The organism is Amycolatopsis sp. Hca4, from assembly GCF_013364075.1.
Lineage (GTDB): Bacteria > Actinomycetota > Actinomycetes > Mycobacteriales > Pseudonocardiaceae > Amycolatopsis.
On the sequence record NZ_CP054925.1, the window covers coordinates 2880606 to 2900069 of the forward strand.

17 protein-coding genes are annotated in these 19464 nt (G+C 72.4%); 11 read left to right on the plus strand and 6 right to left on the minus strand.

Annotated elements, in window-relative coordinates:
• Window positions 1-64: 64 nt before the first annotated feature.
• Window positions 65-1927 (plus strand): Na+/H+ antiporter, encoded by a 1863-nt coding sequence (locus HUT10_RS12465; protein WP_176177797.1) that lies wholly within the window; start codon window positions 65-67, stop codon window positions 1925-1927.
• 10 nt (window positions 1928-1937) lie between these two features.
• Complete coding sequence (locus HUT10_RS12470; protein ID WP_176171344.1) at window positions 1938-2624, plus strand: histidine phosphatase family protein; 687 nt, start codon at window positions 1938-1940, stop codon at window positions 2622-2624.
• On the opposite strand, the gene HUT10_RS12475 is transcribed toward HUT10_RS12470, so the two are convergent.
• Window positions 2587-3351: an ABC transporter permease gene (locus tag HUT10_RS12475; RefSeq protein ID WP_176171345.1), complete on the minus strand. Its 765-nt coding sequence runs from the start codon at window positions 3349-3351 to the stop codon at window positions 2587-2589. The genes HUT10_RS12470 and HUT10_RS12475 overlap by 38 nt on opposite strands.
• A gap of 27 nt (window positions 3352-3378) precedes the next feature.
• The gene (locus tag HUT10_RS12480) at window positions 3379-3849 is read right to left on the minus strand and encodes an MmpS family transport accessory protein (protein ID WP_176171346.1); all 471 of its coding nucleotides are present in this window, start codon (window positions 3847-3849) and stop codon (window positions 3379-3381) included.
• Window positions 3850-4274: 425 nt separating this feature from the next.
• On the opposite strand from HUT10_RS12480, the gene HUT10_RS12485 reads away from it, so the two are divergent.
• The 4 genes from HUT10_RS12485 (at window position 4275) to HUT10_RS12500 (ending at window position 7839) form a co-directional block, all read left to right on the plus strand.
• Window positions 4275-5087 (plus strand): helix-turn-helix domain-containing protein, encoded by an 813-nt coding sequence (locus HUT10_RS12485; RefSeq protein ID WP_254896844.1) that lies wholly within the window; start codon window positions 4275-4277, stop codon window positions 5085-5087.
• A 153-nt stretch (window positions 5088-5240) separates the two neighbouring features.
• On the plus strand, window positions 5241-6218 hold the full coding sequence (locus HUT10_RS12490; RefSeq protein ID WP_176171348.1) for a LacI family DNA-binding transcriptional regulator: 978 nt from the start codon (window positions 5241-5243) through the stop codon (window positions 6216-6218).
• A gap of 331 nt (window positions 6219-6549) precedes the next feature.
• Window positions 6550-7131: a DNA-binding protein gene (locus HUT10_RS12495; protein WP_176171349.1), complete on the plus strand. Its 582-nt coding sequence runs from the start codon at window positions 6550-6552 to the stop codon at window positions 7129-7131.
• A gap of 51 nt (window positions 7132-7182) precedes the next feature.
• Window positions 7183-7839, plus strand: a complete 657-nt coding sequence (locus HUT10_RS12500) for an RES family NAD+ phosphorylase (protein WP_176171350.1) — start codon at window positions 7183-7185, stop codon at window positions 7837-7839.
• Here HUT10_RS12500 and HUT10_RS12505 read toward each other — a convergent pair.
• From HUT10_RS12505 to HUT10_RS12515, 3 genes are read right to left on the minus strand one after another with little or no spacing between them, the layout of a single operon-like run.
• Window positions 7821-8471 (minus strand): HAD family phosphatase, encoded by a 651-nt coding sequence (locus tag HUT10_RS12505; protein ID WP_217709594.1) that lies wholly within the window; start codon window positions 8469-8471, stop codon window positions 7821-7823. The two genes, HUT10_RS12500 and HUT10_RS12505, sit on opposite strands and share 19 nt — an antisense overlap.
• Complete coding sequence (locus HUT10_RS12510) at window positions 8453-10399, minus strand: S9 family peptidase (protein WP_176171351.1); 1947 nt, start codon at window positions 10397-10399, stop codon at window positions 8453-8455. Before HUT10_RS12510 ends, HUT10_RS12505 begins: the two co-directional genes overlap by 19 nt.
• Window positions 10400-10450: 51 nt before the next feature.
• Complete coding sequence (locus tag HUT10_RS12515) at window positions 10451-11413, minus strand: TerC family protein (RefSeq protein ID WP_176171352.1); 963 nt, start codon at window positions 11411-11413, stop codon at window positions 10451-10453.
• A gap of 304 nt (window positions 11414-11717) precedes the next feature.
• On the opposite strand from HUT10_RS12515, the gene HUT10_RS12520 reads away from it, so the two are divergent.
• From HUT10_RS12520 to HUT10_RS12530, 3 genes are all read left to right on the plus strand, one after another.
• The gene (locus HUT10_RS12520; protein WP_176171353.1) at window positions 11718-14582 is read left to right on the plus strand and encodes an alpha/beta fold hydrolase; all 2865 of its coding nucleotides are present in this window, start codon (window positions 11718-11720) and stop codon (window positions 14580-14582) included.
• A complete protein-coding gene (locus HUT10_RS12525) occupies window positions 14579-15502 on the plus strand; it encodes an ABC transporter permease (RefSeq protein WP_176171354.1) in 924 nt (307 codons plus the stop codon). Before HUT10_RS12520 ends, HUT10_RS12525 begins: the two co-directional genes overlap by 4 nt.
• Window positions 15503-15571: 69 nt before the next feature.
• On the plus strand, window positions 15572-16312 hold the full coding sequence (locus HUT10_RS12530) for an enoyl-CoA hydratase/isomerase family protein (protein ID WP_176171355.1): 741 nt from the start codon (window positions 15572-15574) through the stop codon (window positions 16310-16312).
• On the opposite strand, the gene HUT10_RS12535 is transcribed toward HUT10_RS12530, so the two are convergent.
• Entirely contained in the window at window positions 16309-16809 is a 501-nt protein-coding gene (locus HUT10_RS12535; protein ID WP_176171356.1) for an SRPBCC family protein, read from the minus strand. The two genes, HUT10_RS12530 and HUT10_RS12535, sit on opposite strands and share 4 nt — an antisense overlap.
• A 234-nt stretch (window positions 16810-17043) precedes the next feature.
• Between HUT10_RS12535 and HUT10_RS12540 the strand changes: the two genes are divergently transcribed.
• Together HUT10_RS12540 and HUT10_RS12545 are read left to right on the plus strand one after the other, a co-directional pair.
• Window positions 17044-18429 (plus strand): S28 family serine protease, encoded by a 1386-nt coding sequence (locus HUT10_RS12540; RefSeq protein WP_176171357.1) that lies wholly within the window; start codon window positions 17044-17046, stop codon window positions 18427-18429.
• Window positions 18430-18489: 60 nt separating this feature from the next.
• Window positions 18490-18879 (plus strand): VOC family protein, encoded by a 390-nt coding sequence (locus HUT10_RS12545; protein ID WP_176171358.1) that lies wholly within the window; start codon window positions 18490-18492, stop codon window positions 18877-18879.
• Window positions 18880-19464 lie beyond the last annotated feature (585 nt).

A 19464-nucleotide genomic window follows, 5' to 3' on the forward strand; every position in this document is an offset into this window, starting at 1 on the left:
GGCCAGGTGACACCCGCCGCGGCGGGAGGGTAATGATTACCCCGTGCACGTAGCTGCAGAGATAGTGGCGCTGGTCGTGACCGTCCTGGTCGTCAGCGCGGTGGCGCGGCGGCTGGACTGGTCCGCTCCGCTGTGCCTGATCGTCGTCGGCGTCGCCGCCTCCTACGTCCCCGGCGTGCCCGAATACCACCTCGACCCCGAAGTCGTGCTGCTCGGCCTGCTCCCGCCGCTGCTCTACTCGGCGGCCATCCAGACGTCGCTGGTCGACTTCCGGAAGAACCGCGGGGCGATCGGGCTGATGTCGGTCGGCCTCGTCGTGTTCACCGCGCTCGGCGTCGGCGTGGTCGCCTGGGCGGTGATCCCCGGGCTGCCGCTGGCCGGCGGCATCGCGCTCGGCGCGGTCGTGGCGCCGCCGGACGCGGTCGCGGCCAGCGTCGTCGCCCGGCGGGTCGGCATGCCCCGCAAGCTGATCCGCCTGCTGGAGGGCGAGAGCCTCTTCAACGACGCCGCCGCGCTGGTCGCCCTGCGCACGGCCATCGCCGCGCTGGCCGGGTCGGTCAGCCTGTGGCAGGTCGGTGCGGACTTCTTCCGCGCGGCCATCGGCGGGGCCGTGGTCGGCCTGGTCGTCGGCTTCGCGGCCGCGTTCATCCGCGCCCGGCTGAACGAACCGGTGCTCGACACCGCGCTGTCGTTCGCCGTCCCCTTCATCGCCTACATCCCGGCCGAGGCGATCCACGGCTCCGGCGTGCTCGCGGTGGTCATCGCCGGGCTGATCCTCGGGCACAAGGCGCCGCAGATCCTCTCCGGCTCCACCCGGCTGGCGTCCCGGCTGAACTGGCAGACCATCGCGTTCCTGCTGGAAAACATGGTCTTCCTGCTGATCGGCCTGCAGCTGCGGCGGATCCTCGCCGAGGTCGGGGACAGCGGGCTCTCGCTGGCCATGCTGACCTGGATCTGCGTCGCCGTGCTGGCCGCGACCATCCTCACCCGGGTGCTGTGGATGGCCGGGATCGGCGTCGGAAAGCGGGTCAAGCGGCGTCTGCTGCCCAAGAAGAACCAGCCGAAGGTCTGGCCGTGGCGCTACTCGGCCGTCATCGCGTGGGCGGGCATGCGCGGGGTGGTGACGCTGGCGGCCGCGTTCGTGCTGCCCGCGGACACCCCGCAGCGGGCCGTGCTGGTGCTCGCGGCGTTCGTCGTCGTGGCCGGCACGCTGGCCGTGCAGGGCATGACGCTGCCGCCCCTGATCCGCAAGCTGCGCCTGCCGCGCCCGGACCCGGCGGAGGACGCGCTGCAGGAGGCGGCCGTCCTGCACGACATGACCCGCGCGGCGCTGGCCAAGCTCGACGAGATCCGCACCGACGACGACCCGCCGGAGATCATCCAGCGCCTGCGCGACCGGCTGCAGCACCGCGCCGACTCGGCGTGGGAGCAGCTCGGCAGGCAGAGCGCGCTGGCCGAGACCCCCAGTGACGCCTACCGCCGGCTGCGGCTGGAGCTGCTCGAAGTCGAGCGCGACCAGTTCCTCAAGGCCCGCGACAGCGGCAGCGCCGACGACGACGTGCTGCGCAAGGTCCTGGAGCGGCTCGACATCGAGGAGTCCATGCTCGACCGCGACGAGGCCGAGCCCGACACCGAGGGCCGCGAGCTGCGCACCCCGGCCGCGACGGCGGGCTCGTGCAAGCACCTGGCCCACGAGTGGGTGGACAAGGAGCCCAGCTCGGCCGACAGCTGCGCCGCCTGCCTCGCCGAGGGCACCACGTGGGTGCACCTGCGGATGTGCCTGAAGTGCGGCAACGTCGCCTGCTGCGACTCCTCGCCGCGCCGGCACGCGACCCAGCACTTCCACGAATCCCGCCATCCGGTCATGCGCAGCTTCGAACCGGGCGAGACGTGGCGATGGTGTTTCGTGGACAAGCAGCTGGGCTAGTGTCGGGGTCATGAGCACGCCCGAGCAGGAGATCGAGTACCGCCAGCACCGTTTCAGCCCGCCCCCGGGCGCGACGGAGATCTTCCTGATCCGGCACGGCGAGTCCGCTCCGGCCCGCGGCGAAAACCCGTTCGAGCTGGTGGACGGCCAGGCCGACCCGGACCTCGCGCCGGAAGGCCGTGACCACGCCCAGCGCGTCGGCGTCCGGCTGGCGGGCGAGCGGATCGACGCGATCTACGTGACGACGCTGCGCCGCACGGTGCAGACCGCCGCGCCGCTGGCGGAGAAGCTCGGGCTGACCCCGGTCGTCGAGCCGGACCTGCGCGAGATCCACCTCGGCGACTGGGAGAACGGCCTGTTCCGCAAGTACACGGCCGACGGCCACCCGATCGTCGACCGGCTGTGGGCCGAGCAGCGCTGGGACGTGATCCCGGGCGCGGAGTCCGACGAGGCCTTCGGCGCCCGGCTGCGCGGCGCGCTGACCCGCATCGCGGCCGCGCACCCGGACCAGCGGGTGGCGGTGTTCACCCACGGCGGCGTGATCGGCGAGGTGTTCGCGCAGGCCAGCCGCTCGGTGGAGCGGTTCGCGTTCCTCGGCGCGGACAACGGCTCGATCTCGCACCTGGTGCTGCACGGCGACACCTGGATCGTGCGGCGCTTCAACGACACGGCCCACCTGGCTTCCCCGCTCGGCTGAGCTTCCCCGCCGCGACGAGCTGCACGGTCACCAGGATCGAGACGGCTTCCGCGGCGAGCAACCCGATCAGCACGAGCACCTGCGTCGTCCCGGCCTGGATCGGGCCGGCCCCGCCGAGCAGGACGCCGACGTAGGCGCCCGGCAGCGTCACCAGGCCGACCGTGCGGGTCTGGTCGAGCGCCGGGATGAGCGCGTGCCCGGCCGACGGGCGGCAGATCTCCAGCGCGGCCGGGCGCGGCAGGAAACCGAGGGCCAGGGCGGCCTCGTACTCGCCGTGCCGGGCCTTCAGCTCGTCGAGGGCCCGGCGGGCGGCTTGCGACGTCGCGGTCATGGCGCCGCCGATCACGATCCCCGCGATCGGCACGACGGCGATCGGCTGCGGCGGGACAACGCCGGCGCCGAGGACCAGGCCGAGCACGGGCGCCGTACCGGCGGCGATGGCCAGTGCCGTCCACGGGAGGTTCCGGGCGGTACCGGCCCGGCGTGCCGACGTCACCGCGGCGATCCCGAACATGAGCAGCACGAAGAGGCCGGTCAGCGGCACCGAGCGCAGGACGGCGGTGATCACGAGGGAGACGGCGGCGAGCTGGACGACCGCACGGGCGGCGGCGATCAGCACGGACCGGCCTCGGCCGAGCCCGCCGGCCCGGACGACGACGGCGCCGGTGACGGCGAGGAGGACGAGGACCGCCACCAGGGCGGGCCCGAAGGTGATCGCGGCGTTCACGCCGCTATCTTGCTGGCTCGGGCCTGCTCAGACAGCGCAGCTGAAGAGCCGGTCCGGTTCGGTCTCGGTCTTGTCGGCGACGACGACCCCGTCGACGACGATCCGGCACCGCAGCGCACCGGGCCCGGGGTTCCGGGCGGCGATGCTGTAGAACTCGGTGCGCCCGGCGGGGGAAACCCGGGTGAACCGCACGGACCAGGGGGTGGCCACCTCGGCGTGCTGGGCGAGAGCGGCCCCGGCGGCGGCGTAGGTGACGTTGCGGGCCCCGTGCGGGCCGAGCAGTTCGTAGACGACGCTGTGATCGACGGTCCGCACGGCGGCCGGCGCGAGCGGAGCGGCGGGTTCTTCCTTCGCGGGCCCGCGAGCGGACCGGGGAACGACGTAGGAGGTCACCGCAAAAGCCGCGGCAAGCACCCCGAGGACGACGACGAAGCTGCCGGCCGACCGAGCCCGCCCGGCGCAGTCGCGCAGGGGCCGGGTGGCGGTGGAAACGCCCATGGAGAGGTCTTCTCTCGTCGCGCGCACTTCCATCGAGTGCGTCGATGTATATCTCGCCGTGACCTGACGGGGTGTTAGCCGGAGTTTGCGGAAAGTTCGATGTTCACCCGGACGGGTGGGTGCGGAGGGAAGACCCCGGCTTGAGGGGCTGCCGCCCTGCCGGTGGCGGTGGGCCTGGGCGCTCGAGCGCCGGTTTTGCCGGTCCCCCGGAGAATGATCGAGGCCGAGCAGGAGGAGCCGGCCGCGCCGTCCAACCTGGGGGCCGGCGGTCGGCCCGGCTCCCGAGCGCCGGTTTCTGTCGGTCCCCCGGAGAATGATCGAGGCCGAGCAGGAGGAGCCGGCCACGCCGTCCAACCCGGGGGCCGGCGGTCGGCCCGGCACTCGAGCGCCGGTTTTTGTCGGTCCCCCGGAGGATGATCGGAACTGTGTACGAGGAGGTGGCCGCCCCGGCGTTTCTGCGGGGCGTGGTGAGGTGCGTCTGGCGGTCGGCTTCGGAGGGGGCGAAGCGGATCGTCCCGGACGGGTGCGTGGATCTCGTGGTCGGCGGCGGCCAGGCGTTCGTGGCCGGTCCGGACACCGGAGCTTGGTCTTCGGTGACCGAGCCGGGAGTGGTGCTCAGCGGAGTGCGGTTCGTGCCGGGCCGGGCGGCGGCGGTCCTGGGCGTGGCGGCGGACGAGTTGCGGGACCGGCGGGTGCCGTTGGACGAGCTGTGGGGTCGGCGCTCGGCGGAGCGGCTCGTGGAGGGCGCCTGGTCGCCGGTTTCCGCGGTGGCCGAGCGGGTGGCGGAGCCGCCTCCCGTGGATCCGGCGGTGGCAGAGCTGATCGCGCGGCTGGAGGCGGGGGTTGCCCGCGTCGGTGAGGCGACCCGAACCATGTTCACCCAACCGGGTTCGGAGGAGCCGGACATGGCCCGAGCCGACGTGCGACCAGCAGAGCTCGCGGCGCGAGCGGCGGAACTCGCCGCGAGCCCGCCAGAGCTCACGGCAGCGCAGGCCGAGGATCCGCCCCCGTCCACCGCGGTGAGCGACCGGCAGCTCCGCCGGCGGTTCACCCAAGCCGTCGGCTACGGACCCGCCACCTACCTCCGGATCAGCCGTTTCCAGCGAGCCGTCGCACTCGCCCCGCGCCTCTCCGGCCTGGCCGCGCTCGCCGCCGCCGCGGGGTATGCCGATCAAGCTCATCTCAGCCGGGACTGCCGGGCCCTCACCGGGCTCACGCCGCGCCTCTTCTTCCCCTGACTCTCCACTGTGGACATCACAGCCGGTGATCGACTCCGTTCGGCGTAACCCGCACGGACAACCGGAAGTGGCTGTTCACCCAAAAAGGTAAGCGGACGGTGAACGACCACCAAGAGCGCTATTCTCCCCTCGACGAGTGATCAGGGAGGACGCGTGGCCACCATCAGCGACGTCGCGGCGCGAGCCGGCGTCTCCACGGCGACCGTGTCGCGCGCCCTCAACGGGAAGTCCACTGTGGACCCCGCACTGGCCGCGCGGGTGCAGGAAGCGGCCGCCGAGCTGGGGTACCACCCGAACGGGCTGGCCCGGAACCTGCGCCGGCAGGAGACAGCGGTGCTCGCGCTGATCATCTCCGACGTCGAGAACCCCTTCTTCACCGCCATCGCGCGGGGCGTCGAGGACCTCGCGCAGCGGTCGGGCTACTCGGTGGTGCTGTGCAACTCGGATGAAAACGAAGACAAGGAGCGCCGCTACATCGAGGTCGCGCTCCAAGAGCGCGTCGCGGGCGTGGTGCTCTCGCCCACCGGCCGGTCCACGAACGTCGAGGGCCTGCGGCGCCAGGGCACGCCACTGGTGGCCGTCGACCGGCCGCTGCAGGCCGCCGAGGGCGATCAGGTCCTGGTCGACACCCGGCACGCGGCCGCCGAGGCCACGCGGCACCTGCTCGCCGGCGGCTACCGGCGGGTCGGCTGCCTGACCGGTCCCCCGGGCGTCCGCACCGCCGAAGACCGCCTGGCAGGCTACGCGGACGTCGTCGGCGAAGGCAACGTCATGTTCCGCCGGGCCGAGTACCGCTCGGAAGGCGCGCGGCTGGCCGCACTGGAACTGCTGGACGAGCCGTCGCCGCCGGACGCGCTGCTGGTCGCGAACAGCACGATGGCGATCGGGGTGCTCGAAGCCCTGTCGGCCCGCGGCCTGCGCCCGGGCCGGGACGTGGGCATCGTTTCGTTCGACGACGCACCGTGGACCACTCTGATCGACCCGCCCCTGACGGTGGTCGCCCAACCGGCGTACGAAGTCGGCCGGGTGGCCGCGCAGCTCCTGCTGGCCCGCATCTCGGACAGCAGCCGCGACACCACGACGACGACCCTCGAAGCCCGGTTGATCGTGCGGAAGAGCTCCCGCCGGTAGCCGGAGCGACGTGCCTGGGGGCCGGCTCGTGCCGGGCCCCAGGCACGCCCCACCCCCTGTGTCCCCCATCACCGGCGCCGGAGCGCCGGGTCTCGTAGGCACGGAGCGGAAATCGTTTTCTCATCCGGAACCTAGGTTCCCCACCCGGCAGTGTCAAGCCGGACCGGGACTGGACAACCGCCTCCGATCCAGGGAAACTGACCGGAAGTTGACTACTCAATGTGTTGGATGATGTGCCCTGAGTGTCGATCTCTGGTGAATTCACCCACAGACAGGGCAAGAAAGCGCACGAACCCGCACATCCGCGCTGTTTCGGGTTAACCTGGGCCACATGTCTGTAGCGCTGGAGAACATCCTCGCCAAGGCGGGCCTGAAGGTCGATGCGAACGAGTTCCTCACACTCGTCGAAGACGCCGCGCGCAGACTGTCCCCACCGAATCCGGATCCCTCGCACTACTTCTCGGCCGACCAGCGCGCCGCGCTCACCGACGTCGGCCTGGACCTCTCGCCACGGCGGGAAGACGAACCCGACTTCCGGGCGCGCACCGTCGCCGCCCACGCCGTGCTCGCCGAAGGTGCTCTCAGCGTCAACGAAGCCGCGAAGGCGCTCGGCGTCGACGACAGCCGGATCCGGCACCGCCTGAAGGAAGGGCGGCTGACCGGCTGGAAGGACGGCGGGTGGCGGCTCCCCGCGTGGCAGTTCGCCGGCTCGGGCGTGCTGCCCGGCCTCGAAGTCGTGCTCAAGGCCCTCCCCGAGGACCAGCCCGCGCTGGTCGTCGCCGCCTTCATGAGCACTCCGCAGGACGATCTCGTCATCAACGACCAGCCCGCGACCCCGCGGCAATGGCTGCTCTCCGGTGGTGACCCGGACCACGTGGCCCGCCTCATCGCCACGCTCGGCACTCCGCTCTAGGCTGGACCCTCCCGAGCAAGATCACCGACAAGGACGGACCACCCCCTACCCATGGCCCGGCTCCCGCTGCCGCCCGCCCGATCCGTCCTGGTCCGGCAGCTGAACCGCGCCGACGACGTGGTGACGGTCCAGCCCGCGACCAGGCTCGTACGGATCTTCACCGCGCACGGCAACCACCCCCAGCAGTGGAACTCGTTCCGCTACACCGGCCCGCTCCCGCACGGCCGCTTCGACCAGCAGACACCCGGCCGCGGCGGCGCCCCGGTCACCGATCCCGCCAACGGCGTCCTCTACTTCGGCCTCACCGTGCGCACCTCGGTCGCCGAGGTCTTCCAGACCAGCTCGACGGTCGACCGCCGCACCCGCGGTCCCCGGCTGGTCGTCGTCCGCCCGACGCGCACCCTGCGCCTGCTCGACCTGACCGGCCTCTGGCCGACGCGCGTCGGCGCCTCACAGGAGATCTCCAGCGGCCCGAAGAAGCTGACCCAGGCGTGGGCCCGCGCGATCCGCGGCGCGTTCAGCGACCTCGACGGCCTCTGGTACCGCTCGTCGATGGACTCCGGCGACCCCGCGATCTGCCTGTGGGACCCGCCGGCGGGCGCCGCACTCCCGATCGCGCCCGACGTGCTGCTGCCGCTGGACCACCCGGGCCTGGACGTCCCGCTGGGCCGGGTCTGCGAAGAGCTGAACTACACGCTGCTGAACTGAGCCGCGAGCAGCGGGACGATCGCCCGCAGGTCGTCGCCGTCGACGAGGTGGGTCGCGACGGCACGGGCGTCCGGGGCCGCGTTGAAGCCGATGCTCATGCCGACGGCGGCGAAGAGCGGCAGATCCGACCGGCTGTCCCCGACCGCGGCACACCGCTCCGGCGCGAAACCCTGGGCGAGCGCGAAGTCCCGCTTGCCGTACTCGTCCAGGTGCTCGGCGACGCGGCCGGTGTAGCGGCCGCCGACGGCTTCGGGCACCGGGCCGCAGTACGCGGCGAAGCCGAACCGCGCGGCGAGCATCCGGCCCACCGGCGTCCACGCGAGCGTGGTCAGGATCGGGCGCAGGTCGTGCTCGTGGCACCACGCCACCGTCTCGGCGATCCCGTCGACCAGCGGCAGCGTCGCCAGCCGGGCCGGGATCTCCGCCTCGGAGTGCCCGGCCCAGCCGCGGGCGTCGATCACCGACGCTTCCTGGTTGGTCATCCGCCCGGCCGCGTACGCCGCCTCGGCGGCGACGAGCTCGGCCTCGTGACCCAGGACCGCGGCCACCCACGCGCACGAGCTGGTGCCCGGCACGAGGGTGCCGTCGACGTCGAAGCAGACCAGCCCGCGCGTCACAGGTGCCGCGACCACCACTCCAGGACCGCTTCGAACCGCTGCACCCGGTGCCGCGGCCGCCCGGTACGGCTCAGCTCGTGCCCTTCACCCGGGAACAGCAGCATCTCCGCCGGCGCGCCCGCTCGGCGCAGGGCGACGAACATCCGCTCCGCCTGCTCCAGCGGGCAGCGCCAGTCCTGCTCCGAATGCACCACCGCGAACGGGATCTCCACCTGCGCCGCGTACGTCAGCGGTGACCGCTTGCGCTGCTCCTCCGGCGAGGAGCCGATGTAGGCGTCGACGAAGAAGTAGCCGATGTCGGAGCTGCCGAGCATCGAGTCCCACGCGTTGACCGCGCGCTCGCTCCACGCCGCCTTGAAGCGGGCGCCGTGGTGGGCGGCCAGCCAGCTCGTCATGAACCCGCCGTACGAACCGCCCATGATGCCGACGCGGGACGCGTCCAGGTCCGGCCGCTCCAGCGCCTTGTCCAGCAGGGCCAGGACGTCGTCGACGTCGACCGTGCCCAGGGCGTGCGTGATCGCGTGGCCGTGCGCCTGCCCGTACCCCGCCGACCCGCGCGGGTTGCCGACCACCACCGCGTAGCCCGCCGATGCGTAGACCTGGGCCTCGTCGAACACCGCCCACTCCTGCTGGGTGAACGGGCCGCCGTGCACCACGCGCAGCACCGGGTGCGGGCCCTCACCCTCGGGCAGGACCAGCCAGCCGTGCACCGGGTAGCCGTCCGGGGCGGTGGTCTCCAGCTCGATCATCGGCCGGATGCCCCTGTCCCGCAACGGCTGCGAGTAGCCGGTCAGCACCTGGGGCTCGCCGTCGCCGAGCAGCACGACCTCGCCCGCGGTCGACGGCGTCGCGATCACCGCCACCAGCACCGCGCCGTCCAGCGTGAACGACCGGACCGCGGACCGGTCCGCGTGGACCACGGCCAGGTCGGCCAGCGGGGCGTCGGCCGTGTCGATGGCGACGGCGCGCAGTTCCACCGCGCCGCGGTTGCGGACCGCGACGACGACGTCGTTCTCGCGCGGAGCCGGCGGCCCCGCCGCGGACTCGCAGTCCACGGTTTCCGCGTCGGTGAGCCGGCGGGCCTTCACCGGGCCGGCGCCGAACTCGGGCGTGGCCGCGTAGAGCCCGGTGGGCGCGGCCTCGTGGTGCTCCTCGAAAGACTGTCCGAAGTAGAACAACGTGCCGTCCGGGCCGAACACCGGCCGCTCCGAGTAGCCCTCGCAGCGCACGACGACCTCGGGCGCGCCGCCCTCGGCCGGGATCGCGCAGATGTCGCGGACGTCGCTTTCGGCCGCGCCCCAGTCCGGCGGGGCGGTGAAGACCACGCGCGTGCCGTCCGGCGTCCAGACCGGGTGGGCCGCGTCGAACCCGGCCCCGGTCAGCGGCTCGGGCTCCCCCGGCTCCTGGGTGTCGGCCGTGTCGACGATGAACAGCCGCTGCATGCGGTCGCGCACGAACCCGACGTCGTCGAGCCGGTAATCCATCCGCGTGATGTGGCGCGGGGCCTCGGCGGCCGGCTCCGGCGTCTCGCCGCCGGCGTCCGGCGTGCCGTAGCGGCCGGGCTCGGGCACGCGGGCGGTGAAGGCGATCCGCCGCGAGTCCGGCGCCCACACCGGTTCCCCGGCGCCGAGGTGCAGCGACGTCAGCCGGCGGGCGTCGCCGCCGCCGGTGGGCATCACGTGCAGCTGCGGGCTGCCGTCCGCGCCCTGGCCGTCCCCGGCGCGGAGGAACGCCACCCAGCGCCCGTCCGGGGAGATCGCCGGGGCGGAGTCGCGCGGACCGTGGGTCCACGCGGTCTCGCCGCCGCCGAGCGAAACCCGCCGGAGCGCGCTGTGGGTCGCGTTCGCTTTCAGATCCGGTCTCTTGACCGCCGTGAGCAGCAGGTTCCCGCGCAGGGCAGGACGGCCGGGGACGACGAGGGCTTCGATGTCGGCAGGACGCACCTCGCCGACGGTACCCGAAATCCTTAGCGAGGCGAACGATTTTGCCTGACGCTAAGCAACGACCTGCCTGCGCTCGTCCCGGCGGGCCTTCGCCAGGCTGGCCACCGTGGTGATGGTGAGCACGACGACGATCACGCCGAGGGAGATCCAGTTGTTGATGTCCAGCCAGTCCGGGACGACGTGGTACTCGTGCAGCGCGTGCAGGAACAGCTTCGCGCCGATGAAGGCGAGGATCACCGCGAGGCCGTAGCTGAGGTAGACGAGCTTGGTCACCAGGCCGCCGAGCAGGAAGTACAGCTGGCGCAGGCCCATCAGCGCGAACGCGTTGGCGGTGAAGACGAGGAACGCCTCCTGCGTGATCCCGAAGATCGCCGGGATCGAGTCGACCGCGAAGAGCAGGTCGGCCGAGCCGATGGCCACGATCACCAGCAGCATCGGCGTGATCATCCGCTTGCCGTTGATCTTCACCGTGTAGTGGTGGCCGTGGTAGTCGTCGGTCACCGGGGCGATCTTGCGCACCTGCCGGGTGACGGCGTTCTCGTGGTACTCCTCTTCTTCGCCCTTGCCGCGCAGCATGCTGATCGCCGTCCAGATCAGCACTGCGCCGAAGAGGAAGAACACCCAGACGAACTGCTCGATGAGCGCGGCGCCGATGGCGATGAAGACGCTCCGCATGGCCAGCGCGAGCAGTATGCCGACCAGCAGCACCCGGTGCTGGTGGATGGCGGGCACCTTGAACGAGCTCATGATGATCATGAAGATGAACAGGTTGTCGACGCTCAGCGAGTACTCGGTGATGTACCCGGTGAAGAACTCGACGCCCGGGTCGTGCCCGGCGAAGACCCACACACCGATGCCGAACACGATCGCGCACGAGACGTAGAAGATGACCCAGCGAGCCGCTTCCCCCGTGGTCACTTCGTGCGGCTTGCGATCGACGATGACCAGGTCCAGCGCGATCAGCGCGAGCAGGCCACCGATCGTGGCGATCCACAGCCACAGGGGGACAGTCATGGAACCGAAACCTCCGGATAGTGCGCAGCAGCAACTAACCGGAGGTCTCTTCCGCCGGTGGCAACCACCGGCCGACGGTGCCGGGGGCGCAGGGCCACCGTGCTGACGACACCGCCGCGAAGGAATACTCCCCTCACAGCGCGTCCAGTTTGCCGGTTCCTCCCGGCGAACGCCAGCCGGGATCGCGCACGTCACCGGGTTGGTCGTGTAATTCCGGTCACTTCGGTCCACCAGGTGGTCCGGAAAGTGTGATCGCGGTGAGCCGCGGAGAACACTCTCAGGAAAGTTCACATACGGTCACGTCGTGCCCCGACTCCCGCTCCCGCGCACCCGTCGAGCCCGGCTCACCGCGCTCGGCGCCGTCGTGGCGGTGCTCGCCGCCGCGACCGTCCTCTGGGCGACGCGCGACACGGCCCCGCCCGCCGTGCCCACCCAGGACGCCCTGCTCGACCTGCCCGCCGCGCCCGGCTCGGCCGAGCAGGTCAAGATCGACACGACCACCTACCTGCCCACGACCGTGCCCGCACCCGCGGTGCTGCTCGCGCACGGCTTCGGCGGCGACAAGAACAGCGTCGCCGACGACGCCCGCGAGCTCGCGCGGAAGGGCTTCGTCGTGATGACGTGGTCCGCGCGCGGCTTCGGCAAGAGCACCGGCAAGATCGGGCTCAACGACCCGGACGGCGAGGTCGCCGACGCGAGCCGCCTGATCGACCGGCTCGTCGCGCAGCACCAGGTCACCCTCGACGCGAAGGGCGACCCGGAGATCGCCGTCACCGGCGCCTCCTACGGCGGTGCGCTGTCGCTGCTGCTGGCCGGCACGGACAAGCGCGTCGACGCGATCGCCCCGGTGATCACCTACAACGACCTCGCCCAGGGCCTGGTGCCGAACGCGGCGACGCCGGCGACCACCGCTCCCGGCACGCCGTCCGCCGGCGCCTTCGCCACCGACGGCGTCTTCAAGAAGAGCTGGGCCGGCATCTTCTTCTCGGCCGGTTCCGGCGCCGCGGCGAGCGGCTCGCCCTCCGCTGAAGCGCCGGAGGCCGGGCAGGCGACCGACACCGGGTCCACCGGCGCCGCCGGGACCGCCGCGGCCGCGCTTCCTGCGGCGCCGCAGGGCGCGGGCGGCCCGCGTGGCGGCCCCGCCGACCCCTGCGGCCGGTTCACCGCCGCGGTCTGCCGCGCCTACACCGAGCTCGGCACCACCGGGCAGGCGAGCCAGGCGAGCGTCGACCTGCTGCGCCGCGTCTCCCCCGCGTCCGTCACGAACCGGATCACCGTGCCGACGCTGCTGGTGCAGGGCGAGAGCGACACGCTGTTCGGCCTCGACCAGTCCGACGCGAACGCCCGGCAGATCACCGCCGCGGGCGGCAAGGTCAAGACGGTCTGGTACACCGGCGGCCACGACGGCGGCAAGCCCGGCCCGCAGCTGCGCGCCAAGATCGCCGACTTCCTGTGGACCGCGGTGACCGGCGGCGACCCGGGCACCGGCTTCAGCTACGACGTGCAGGGCACGTTGCGGGCCAACGGCACGCCGTCGGTCCGCACGGTCAACGCCGCCGCCTACCCCGGGCTGACCGGGCCGGCGACCGAGCGGCGGCTGCTGGCGCTGACCGGGCCCGCGCAGCCGGTGGTGCGCCCGGCCGGGGCGAACCCGGCGGCGGTGAGCGGCATCCCCGGCCTCAACGGCGTCGCGAGCAGTTCGGCGCGGCTGGGCGCGCTGTTCAGCAACGACCCGCCCGGCCAGGCCGCGCAGTTCACCACCGCGCCCGTCGACGGCCAGCTCGTCATCAGCGGCTCCTCGACCGTGCGGCTGCAGGTTGCCGCGGACCCGGCGCACCCGCAGCCCGACGCGGTGCTGTTCGCCAAGCTCTACGACGTCGGCCAGGACGGCTCGCGGGTGCTGCCGGCCAACGCCATCGCGCCCTTCCGGGTGAGCGGGCTGCCCGCCGACGGCACCCCGGTCGACGTCACGGTGACGCTGCCGGGCATCGTCCGGCCGATCGAGGGCGGGCACGCGCTGCGGCTGGTCGTCGGCACCACCGACCAGGGCTACGCCGCACCGGCCGCGCCTGCGGTGTTCCGGATCGGGCTCGCCGGCGGCGGCACCGCGCTGGCCGTGCCGGTCGTGCCCGGGAAGTCGGTCGGCTCCCCGGCCCCGATCGGGCAGCTGGTGGGCATCGGCGTGACGCTGGCGATCGGCTTGGCCGCGGTGCTGTTCGCCGCGCTGCGCCGCCGTCGCGCCACCGACGTCGACCCCGGGCTGGCCGGCACCCCGCTGGTCATCGAGGGGCTGCGCAAGCAGTACGCGGGCGGGTTCGTCGCGGTGAAGGACCTGTCCTTCCGGGTCGAGCCGGGCCAGGTGCTCGGCCTGCTCGGGCCGAACGGCGCCGGCAAGACGACCACGCTGCGGATGCTGATGGGCCTGATCACGCCGACCGCGGGCAGCATCCGCGTGTTCGGGCACAAGATCGCCCCGGGGGCGCCGGTGCTCTCCCGCATCGGGTCGTTCGTCGAGGGCTCGGGCTTCCTGCCGCACCTGTCCGGCCGGGCCAACCTCGAGCTGTACTGGGCGTCGACCGGGCGGCCGGCGGAGAAGGCGCACTTCGCGGAGGCGCTGGAGATCGCCGGGCTCGGCAGCGCGGTCGAGCGCCGGGTGCGGACCTACAGCCAGGGCATGCGGCAGCGGCTGGCGATCGCGCAGGCGATGCTCGGCCTGCCGGAGCTGATGGTGCTCGACGAACCGACCAACGGGCTCGACCCGCCCCAGATCCACCAGATGCGCGAGGTGCTGAAGCGGTACGCCGCGACCGGCCGCACCGTGGTGGTGTCCAGCCACCTGCTGGCCGAGGTCGAGCAGACCTGCACGCACGTCGTGGTGATGCACCGCGGTTCGCTGGTCGCCTCGGGCGAGGTCGGCGAGCTGGCCGCGGCGGGCGGCGAGGCGACGTTCCGGGTCGACGACCCGGCGGCGGCCGCGGCGGCGTTGAAGGCGCTCAGCGGGGTCACCGACGTCGACGTCGAGGGCGAGCTCGTGCACGCGAACCTCGGCGAGCTGCCGCGGGCCGAGGGCGTGGCCGCGCTGGTGCGCGCCGGCGTCGCGGTGGAGCAGGCCGGGCCTCGGCGCCGGCTGGAAGACGCGTTCCTGCAACTGGTCGGAGAAGAGTCGTGAGTGAAGGTGTGCACACCGACCCGCACGCGCTGGACGAGCTGAGCGACATCGCGTCGCAGGAGCACGCGGGTGTCGGGCCGGACGGCGCCGTCGAGGGCTACTCGGCGCGGCGGACGCTGCGGCTGGGCGTGGAGCTGCGGCGCCAGCTCAAGCGGCGGCGCACGCAGTTCCTGCTCGGGTTCGTCGCGATCCTGCCGTTCATCCTGGCGCTGGCGTTCCAGCTCGGGCAGTCGAGCCCGAACCGGCGCAGCGGCGGGTTCGTCGACCTGGCCACGGCGTCCGCACCGAACTTCGTCGTGCTGGCGCTGTTCGTGTCGGGGACGTTCCTGCTGCCGATGATCGTGGCGCTGTTCTTCGGCGACACGATCGCCAGCGAAGCGTCGTGGTCGAGCTTGAAGTACCTGCTGGCCGTGCCGGTGCCGCGGCAGCGGGTGCTGCGGCAGAAGGCGATCGTGTCCGGGCTGCTCTCGGCGTTCGCGCTGGTGCTGCTGCCGCTGGTGTCGCTCGGCGTCGGGGTGGTCTGGTACGGCGCGGGCGACGCGATCAGCCCGACCGGCGACGCGGTGTCGTTCGGCGACAGCCTGCTGGCCATCGCGCTGTCCACTGTGTACATCATCCTGCAGCTGGCCTGGGTGGCCGGGCTGGCGCTGGCGCTGAGCGTGACGACCGACGCCCCGCTGGGCGCGGTCGGCGGCGCGGTGCTGGTGGCGATCCTGTCGCAGATCCTGGACCAGATCACCGCGCTGGAGGGCCTGCGCAACTACCTGCCGACGCACTACGCGTTCTCCTGGATGGACCTGATCTCGACCGACGTCGACTGGACCAACCTGGCGAGCGGCATGCTGTCGGCGGCGATCTACGGGACGGTGTTCTTCCTCTACGCCGGGCGGCGGTTCGCGCGAAAGGACATCACGAGCTGAGCGATTCGGCGTCGTCCGGTTGAGCGTCAGGGCCTGACCGGCCCGCCTCCCCCGCGGTACGGTCGGGCCGTGCCGATCACCCTGGACAGCCACCGCGACGTCGCCGTGCTCCGGATCGACCACGGGCGGGGGAACACGCTCGACACCGGCTCGTGCCGGGAGCTGGTGCGGCGGATCGAGGACGCCGGACAAGCACGCGCCGTCGTGCTGACCGGGACCGGCGGGATCTTCTGCGCGGGCGTCGACCTCAAGCGGCTCGACGAGGGCGGCGCGCCGTACGTGGCCGAGTTCCTGCCGCTGCTGTCCGACGCGCTGCTGGCCGTGTTCGGCTGCCCGCGTCCGGTGGTCGCCGCGCTGAACGGGCACGCCATCGCCGGCGGCGCGGTGCTGGCGGCGGCCTGTGACCACCGGGTGCTGGGTGCCGGCCGGATCGGGGTCACCGAGCTGCTCGTCGGGCTGCCGTTCCCGCTGGCCGCGCTGGAGATCCTCCGCTGCGCCTACGGCACGCCCCGGCTGCCCTTGCTCACCTACACGGGTGAAACCTGGGGCGGGGACGAGGCGCTGGCCCGCGGACTGGCCGACGAGACGGCCCCGCCGGAGGAGGTGCTCGACCGGGCCGTCGCCGTCGCGGCCCGGCTCGGCGACCTGCCCGCCGAGCCGTTCGCCCACACCAAGGCCCAGATCCGGCAGCCGTTCCACGAGCGGATCGCCGAGTACCGCCACTCGGACGACCCGCACGTGACGCGGCTGTGGCAGTCACCCGAGGCGCTCGCCGCGGTCAAGTCCTTTGTGGACCGTCTGCTCCGCTAGGCGGGCACGCCGGTTTCGGCGAGTGCCTTGATGCCCTCGACGGTCTTCTGCATGTTGGCCTGCAGCTCGCCGAGCCGCATGGCGACGATTTCGTCTTCGTGCTCGGGCATCGAGCCGATGATCGTGGTGAGGTTGGACGGGCCGGGGCCGATCTGGGCCCACTGGCGCAGGATCGTGCCGTCGCCGTCCGGGACGAGCTCGAAGCGCCACGACGCGGCCGGGTTCGTCACGTCCATCACGGCCCAGGCGAACAGCCGCCCGGGCTCGTAGCCGGTGACGGTGGAGACCGTCTCCCACTCGCCGGCGATCGGGTGGGAGTTGCGGCCGCGGAACCGCGCGCCGAGGCCGGGCTCGGCCCCCTCGACCCAGCGGCCGCCCTGGAACTCGGTGGAGAACCGGGCCGGCAGGTCGACGTCCAGCAGCCAGGACCAGACCTCGGCAGGCCGCGCGGCGATGCGTACCTCGACCTGGGTCGTCGGGCAGTCGGAAACCTTCATGGCGGACCCCTCGCTCGATGACGGTACCTACGGCTTCGGACCGTAACGTGGCCGCAATCACGCGGACAACTCACACGATGCCCGTGGCTGCGCACGCCGGGAGACGCGGCGCCACCCGCCGAAAGTCGGATCCTGACCGCAGCTGCGCCCGGACAGCCGATTGCCGACCACCGCCGGTTCTGTGAGGGTCCCACCGAGAGTTCGGTGCGGTTCCGTGGGCCGGGAGGGTGCTCGATGCGCAGACTTTTCACGGTGGGGGCGGTCCTGCTCGCGCTGGCCGGCCTGGCCCCGGCGGCCGCGGCGGCACCCGACATCCGGGCGGAACTGCAGCGGATCCCCGGGCTCACGGTCGTTTCCGAGGACCCGGCGCCGGCCGGGTACCGGTTCTTCAAGCTGACCTACACCCAGCCCGCCGACCACCGGCACCCGGGCGCGGGCACGTTCCAGCAGCGGTTCACGTTGCTGCACCGCGATTTCGCCGCCCCGACAGTCGCCTTCACCAGCGGCTACAACGTCAGCGGCTCGCCGAACCGCTCGGAGCCGACCCAGATCGTCAACGGCAACCAGCTGTCGATGGAGTACCGCTACTTCACGCCGTCGCGGCCGGAGCCGGAGAACTGGGCGAAGCAGCTGACGATCTGGCAGGCGGCGGCGGACGAGCACCGCGCGGTCCAGGCGTTCAAGGCGATCTACCCGGGCAAGTGGCTGGCCACGGGCGGCAGCAAGGGCGGCATGACGGCGACGTACTACCGGCGCTTCTTCCCCGACGACGTCGACGCGACGATCCCGTACGTCGCGCCGAACGACGTCATCGACCCGGTCGACGTCTACAACCGCTTCCTGTCCCGCGTGGGCAACGACCCGGCTTGCCGCGACGCGTTGAAGGCGATCCAGCGGGACGCGCTGAAGCGGCGTGACGAGCTGGGGGCGATCGCGGCGGCGGACGCGGCGGAACGGGGCTTGACGTTCTCGATCGTGGGTTCGGCCGACAAGTCCCTCGAGATTTCGGTGATCGACTCGTACTTCGCGTTCTGGCAGTACCAGACCCAGGCGGACTGCGCGACGGTGCCGAAGGCGGGCGCGCCCGCGGCGGAGGTCTACGCCTGGTACGAGAAGGTGGAGAGCCTCAACACGTACTCCGACCAGGACCTGGCCCCGTACGTCCCGTACTACTACCAGGCGGCGGTCCAGCTGGGCTCGCCCGAGGCGTACGACGGCTACCTCCGCGACCTGCTGCGCTACCCGGGCGCCGACCAGCCGAAGACGTTCGTGCCGTCGTCGATCCGCTTGCCGCGCTTCGACTACCCGGCGATGCCGGACATCGACTTCTGGGTGAAGTCCCGCGGCACCCGGCTGCTGTTCGTGTACGGGTCCAACGACCCGTGGGGAGCGGAGCCGTTCGAGCTGGGCCCGGGCAGCCGCGATTCGTACCGCTACTACGTCCAGGGCGGCAACCACGGGTCGAAGATCGCCCAGCTGGCCCCGGCCGAGGCGGCAGCGGCGACGGCGACGGTCCGCCGCTGGGCGGGCTTGCCGCCCGCCACTTCGCTGGCTCCGCGCTCCGCGCCGGCGGGCTTCCCGGACTTCGACGCGGACCTGACGCCGCGGACACACCTGTAACTTTCCTCAGGCCGGGCGTACTCTCACGACACCCTGACGGCCCGGCCTGAGGAGGCGCGCATGCCTCGTCCCGTCCACTTCGAGATCCACGCCGGCGACCCCGAACGAGCGGTGGCGTTCTACACGGCGGTGTTCGGTTGGAAGTTCGAGCGGTGGGGTGATGTGCCCTATTGGATGATCAGTACGGGGGAAGGCGCCGGGATCGACGGCGGGCTGTTGCCTCGGCAAGGGCCTGCTCCGGAGGCTTCTGCTCCGATTCACGGGTTTGTGAACACTGTCGAGGTGGCGGATCTTGACGCTTCGCTGGGGGATGTGAACCGGGCTGGGGGGACTTTGGCGTTGCCGAAGAATCCGGTTCCCGGGGTGGGGTGGCTGGCTTATTGCCGGGATACTGAGGGGAATGTTTTCGGGATTTTGCAGCCGGATGAGGGGGCTCCTGCTCCGGAGTGAGCTGGGTTTGGTGGTGTGAGCGGGTTTCGGCGGGCTGCTCGGCTGGCGGTCCGCTCGGCCACCAGTCCGCTCGGCCGCCGGTTTGTTTGCTTCCGTGGCCGGAGTTAGCCGGCCTTGGGAAGGCCCTCCGACCCGATCTCCAATTGTGACTACGGCCGGTGGTACCGCGTCAAGGCGGGAAAGCGTGCCTTGACCCGGCACCACCGGCCGTGTTGGAGCTTCGGATCGGGTTGCAGGGCGGGATCTGGCCGGCGGTTCTCGGCGCCCAAGCCGGCTGCGGGCCTGCTCGCCCGGCTCCGGCGGCTTCTCGTGTTCCCTGGCCCGGCGGGTCTTCTGCCGCGGCCTCGGTAGCCCTGTCTCGGCCGGTCGGCTCTTCTGCCCCCGGCTTCGCCCGGGGGCAGACTCGACCAGCCTGCCCGACCGGCCCAGCAGCCCTTCAGCCCGGGTGGGGCGTTCTCTGCCCCGGCCCGGGCCGATCGCGGGCCGCCCGGTCAGCCTCGGTTCGCCCGCCCGCCCGCCCGCCCGCCCGGCCCAGCGGCCCTGCTGCCCGGGCGGCCCTCCGGTCCCGGCCCAGCGGCCCTCCTG

Coding starts and splice junctions, on each gene's coding strand:
- HUT10_RS12470 (WP_176171344.1), top strand. CDS start 1,938: ATGAGCACGCCCGAGCAGGAGATCGAGTACCGCCAGCACCGTTTCAGC.
- HUT10_RS12480 (WP_176171346.1), bottom strand. CDS start 3,849: ATGGGCGTTTCCACCGCCACCCGGCCCCTGCGCGACTGCGCCGGGCGG.
- HUT10_RS12495 (WP_176171349.1), top strand. CDS start 6,550: ATGTCTGTAGCGCTGGAGAACATCCTCGCCAAGGCGGGCCTGAAGGTC.
- HUT10_RS12500 (WP_176171350.1), top strand. CDS start 7,183: ATGGCCCGGCTCCCGCTGCCGCCCGCCCGATCCGTCCTGGTCCGGCAG.
- HUT10_RS12515 (WP_176171352.1), bottom strand. CDS start 11,413: ATGACTGTCCCCCTGTGGCTGTGGATCGCCACGATCGGTGGCCTGCTC.
- HUT10_RS12535 (WP_176171356.1), bottom strand. CDS start 16,809: ATGAAGGTTTCCGACTGCCCGACGACCCAGGTCGAGGTACGCATCGCC.
- HUT10_RS12540 (WP_176171357.1), top strand. CDS start 17,044: ATGCGCAGACTTTTCACGGTGGGGGCGGTCCTGCTCGCGCTGGCCGGC.
- HUT10_RS12545 (WP_176171358.1), top strand. CDS start 18,490: ATGCCTCGTCCCGTCCACTTCGAGATCCACGCCGGCGACCCCGAACGA.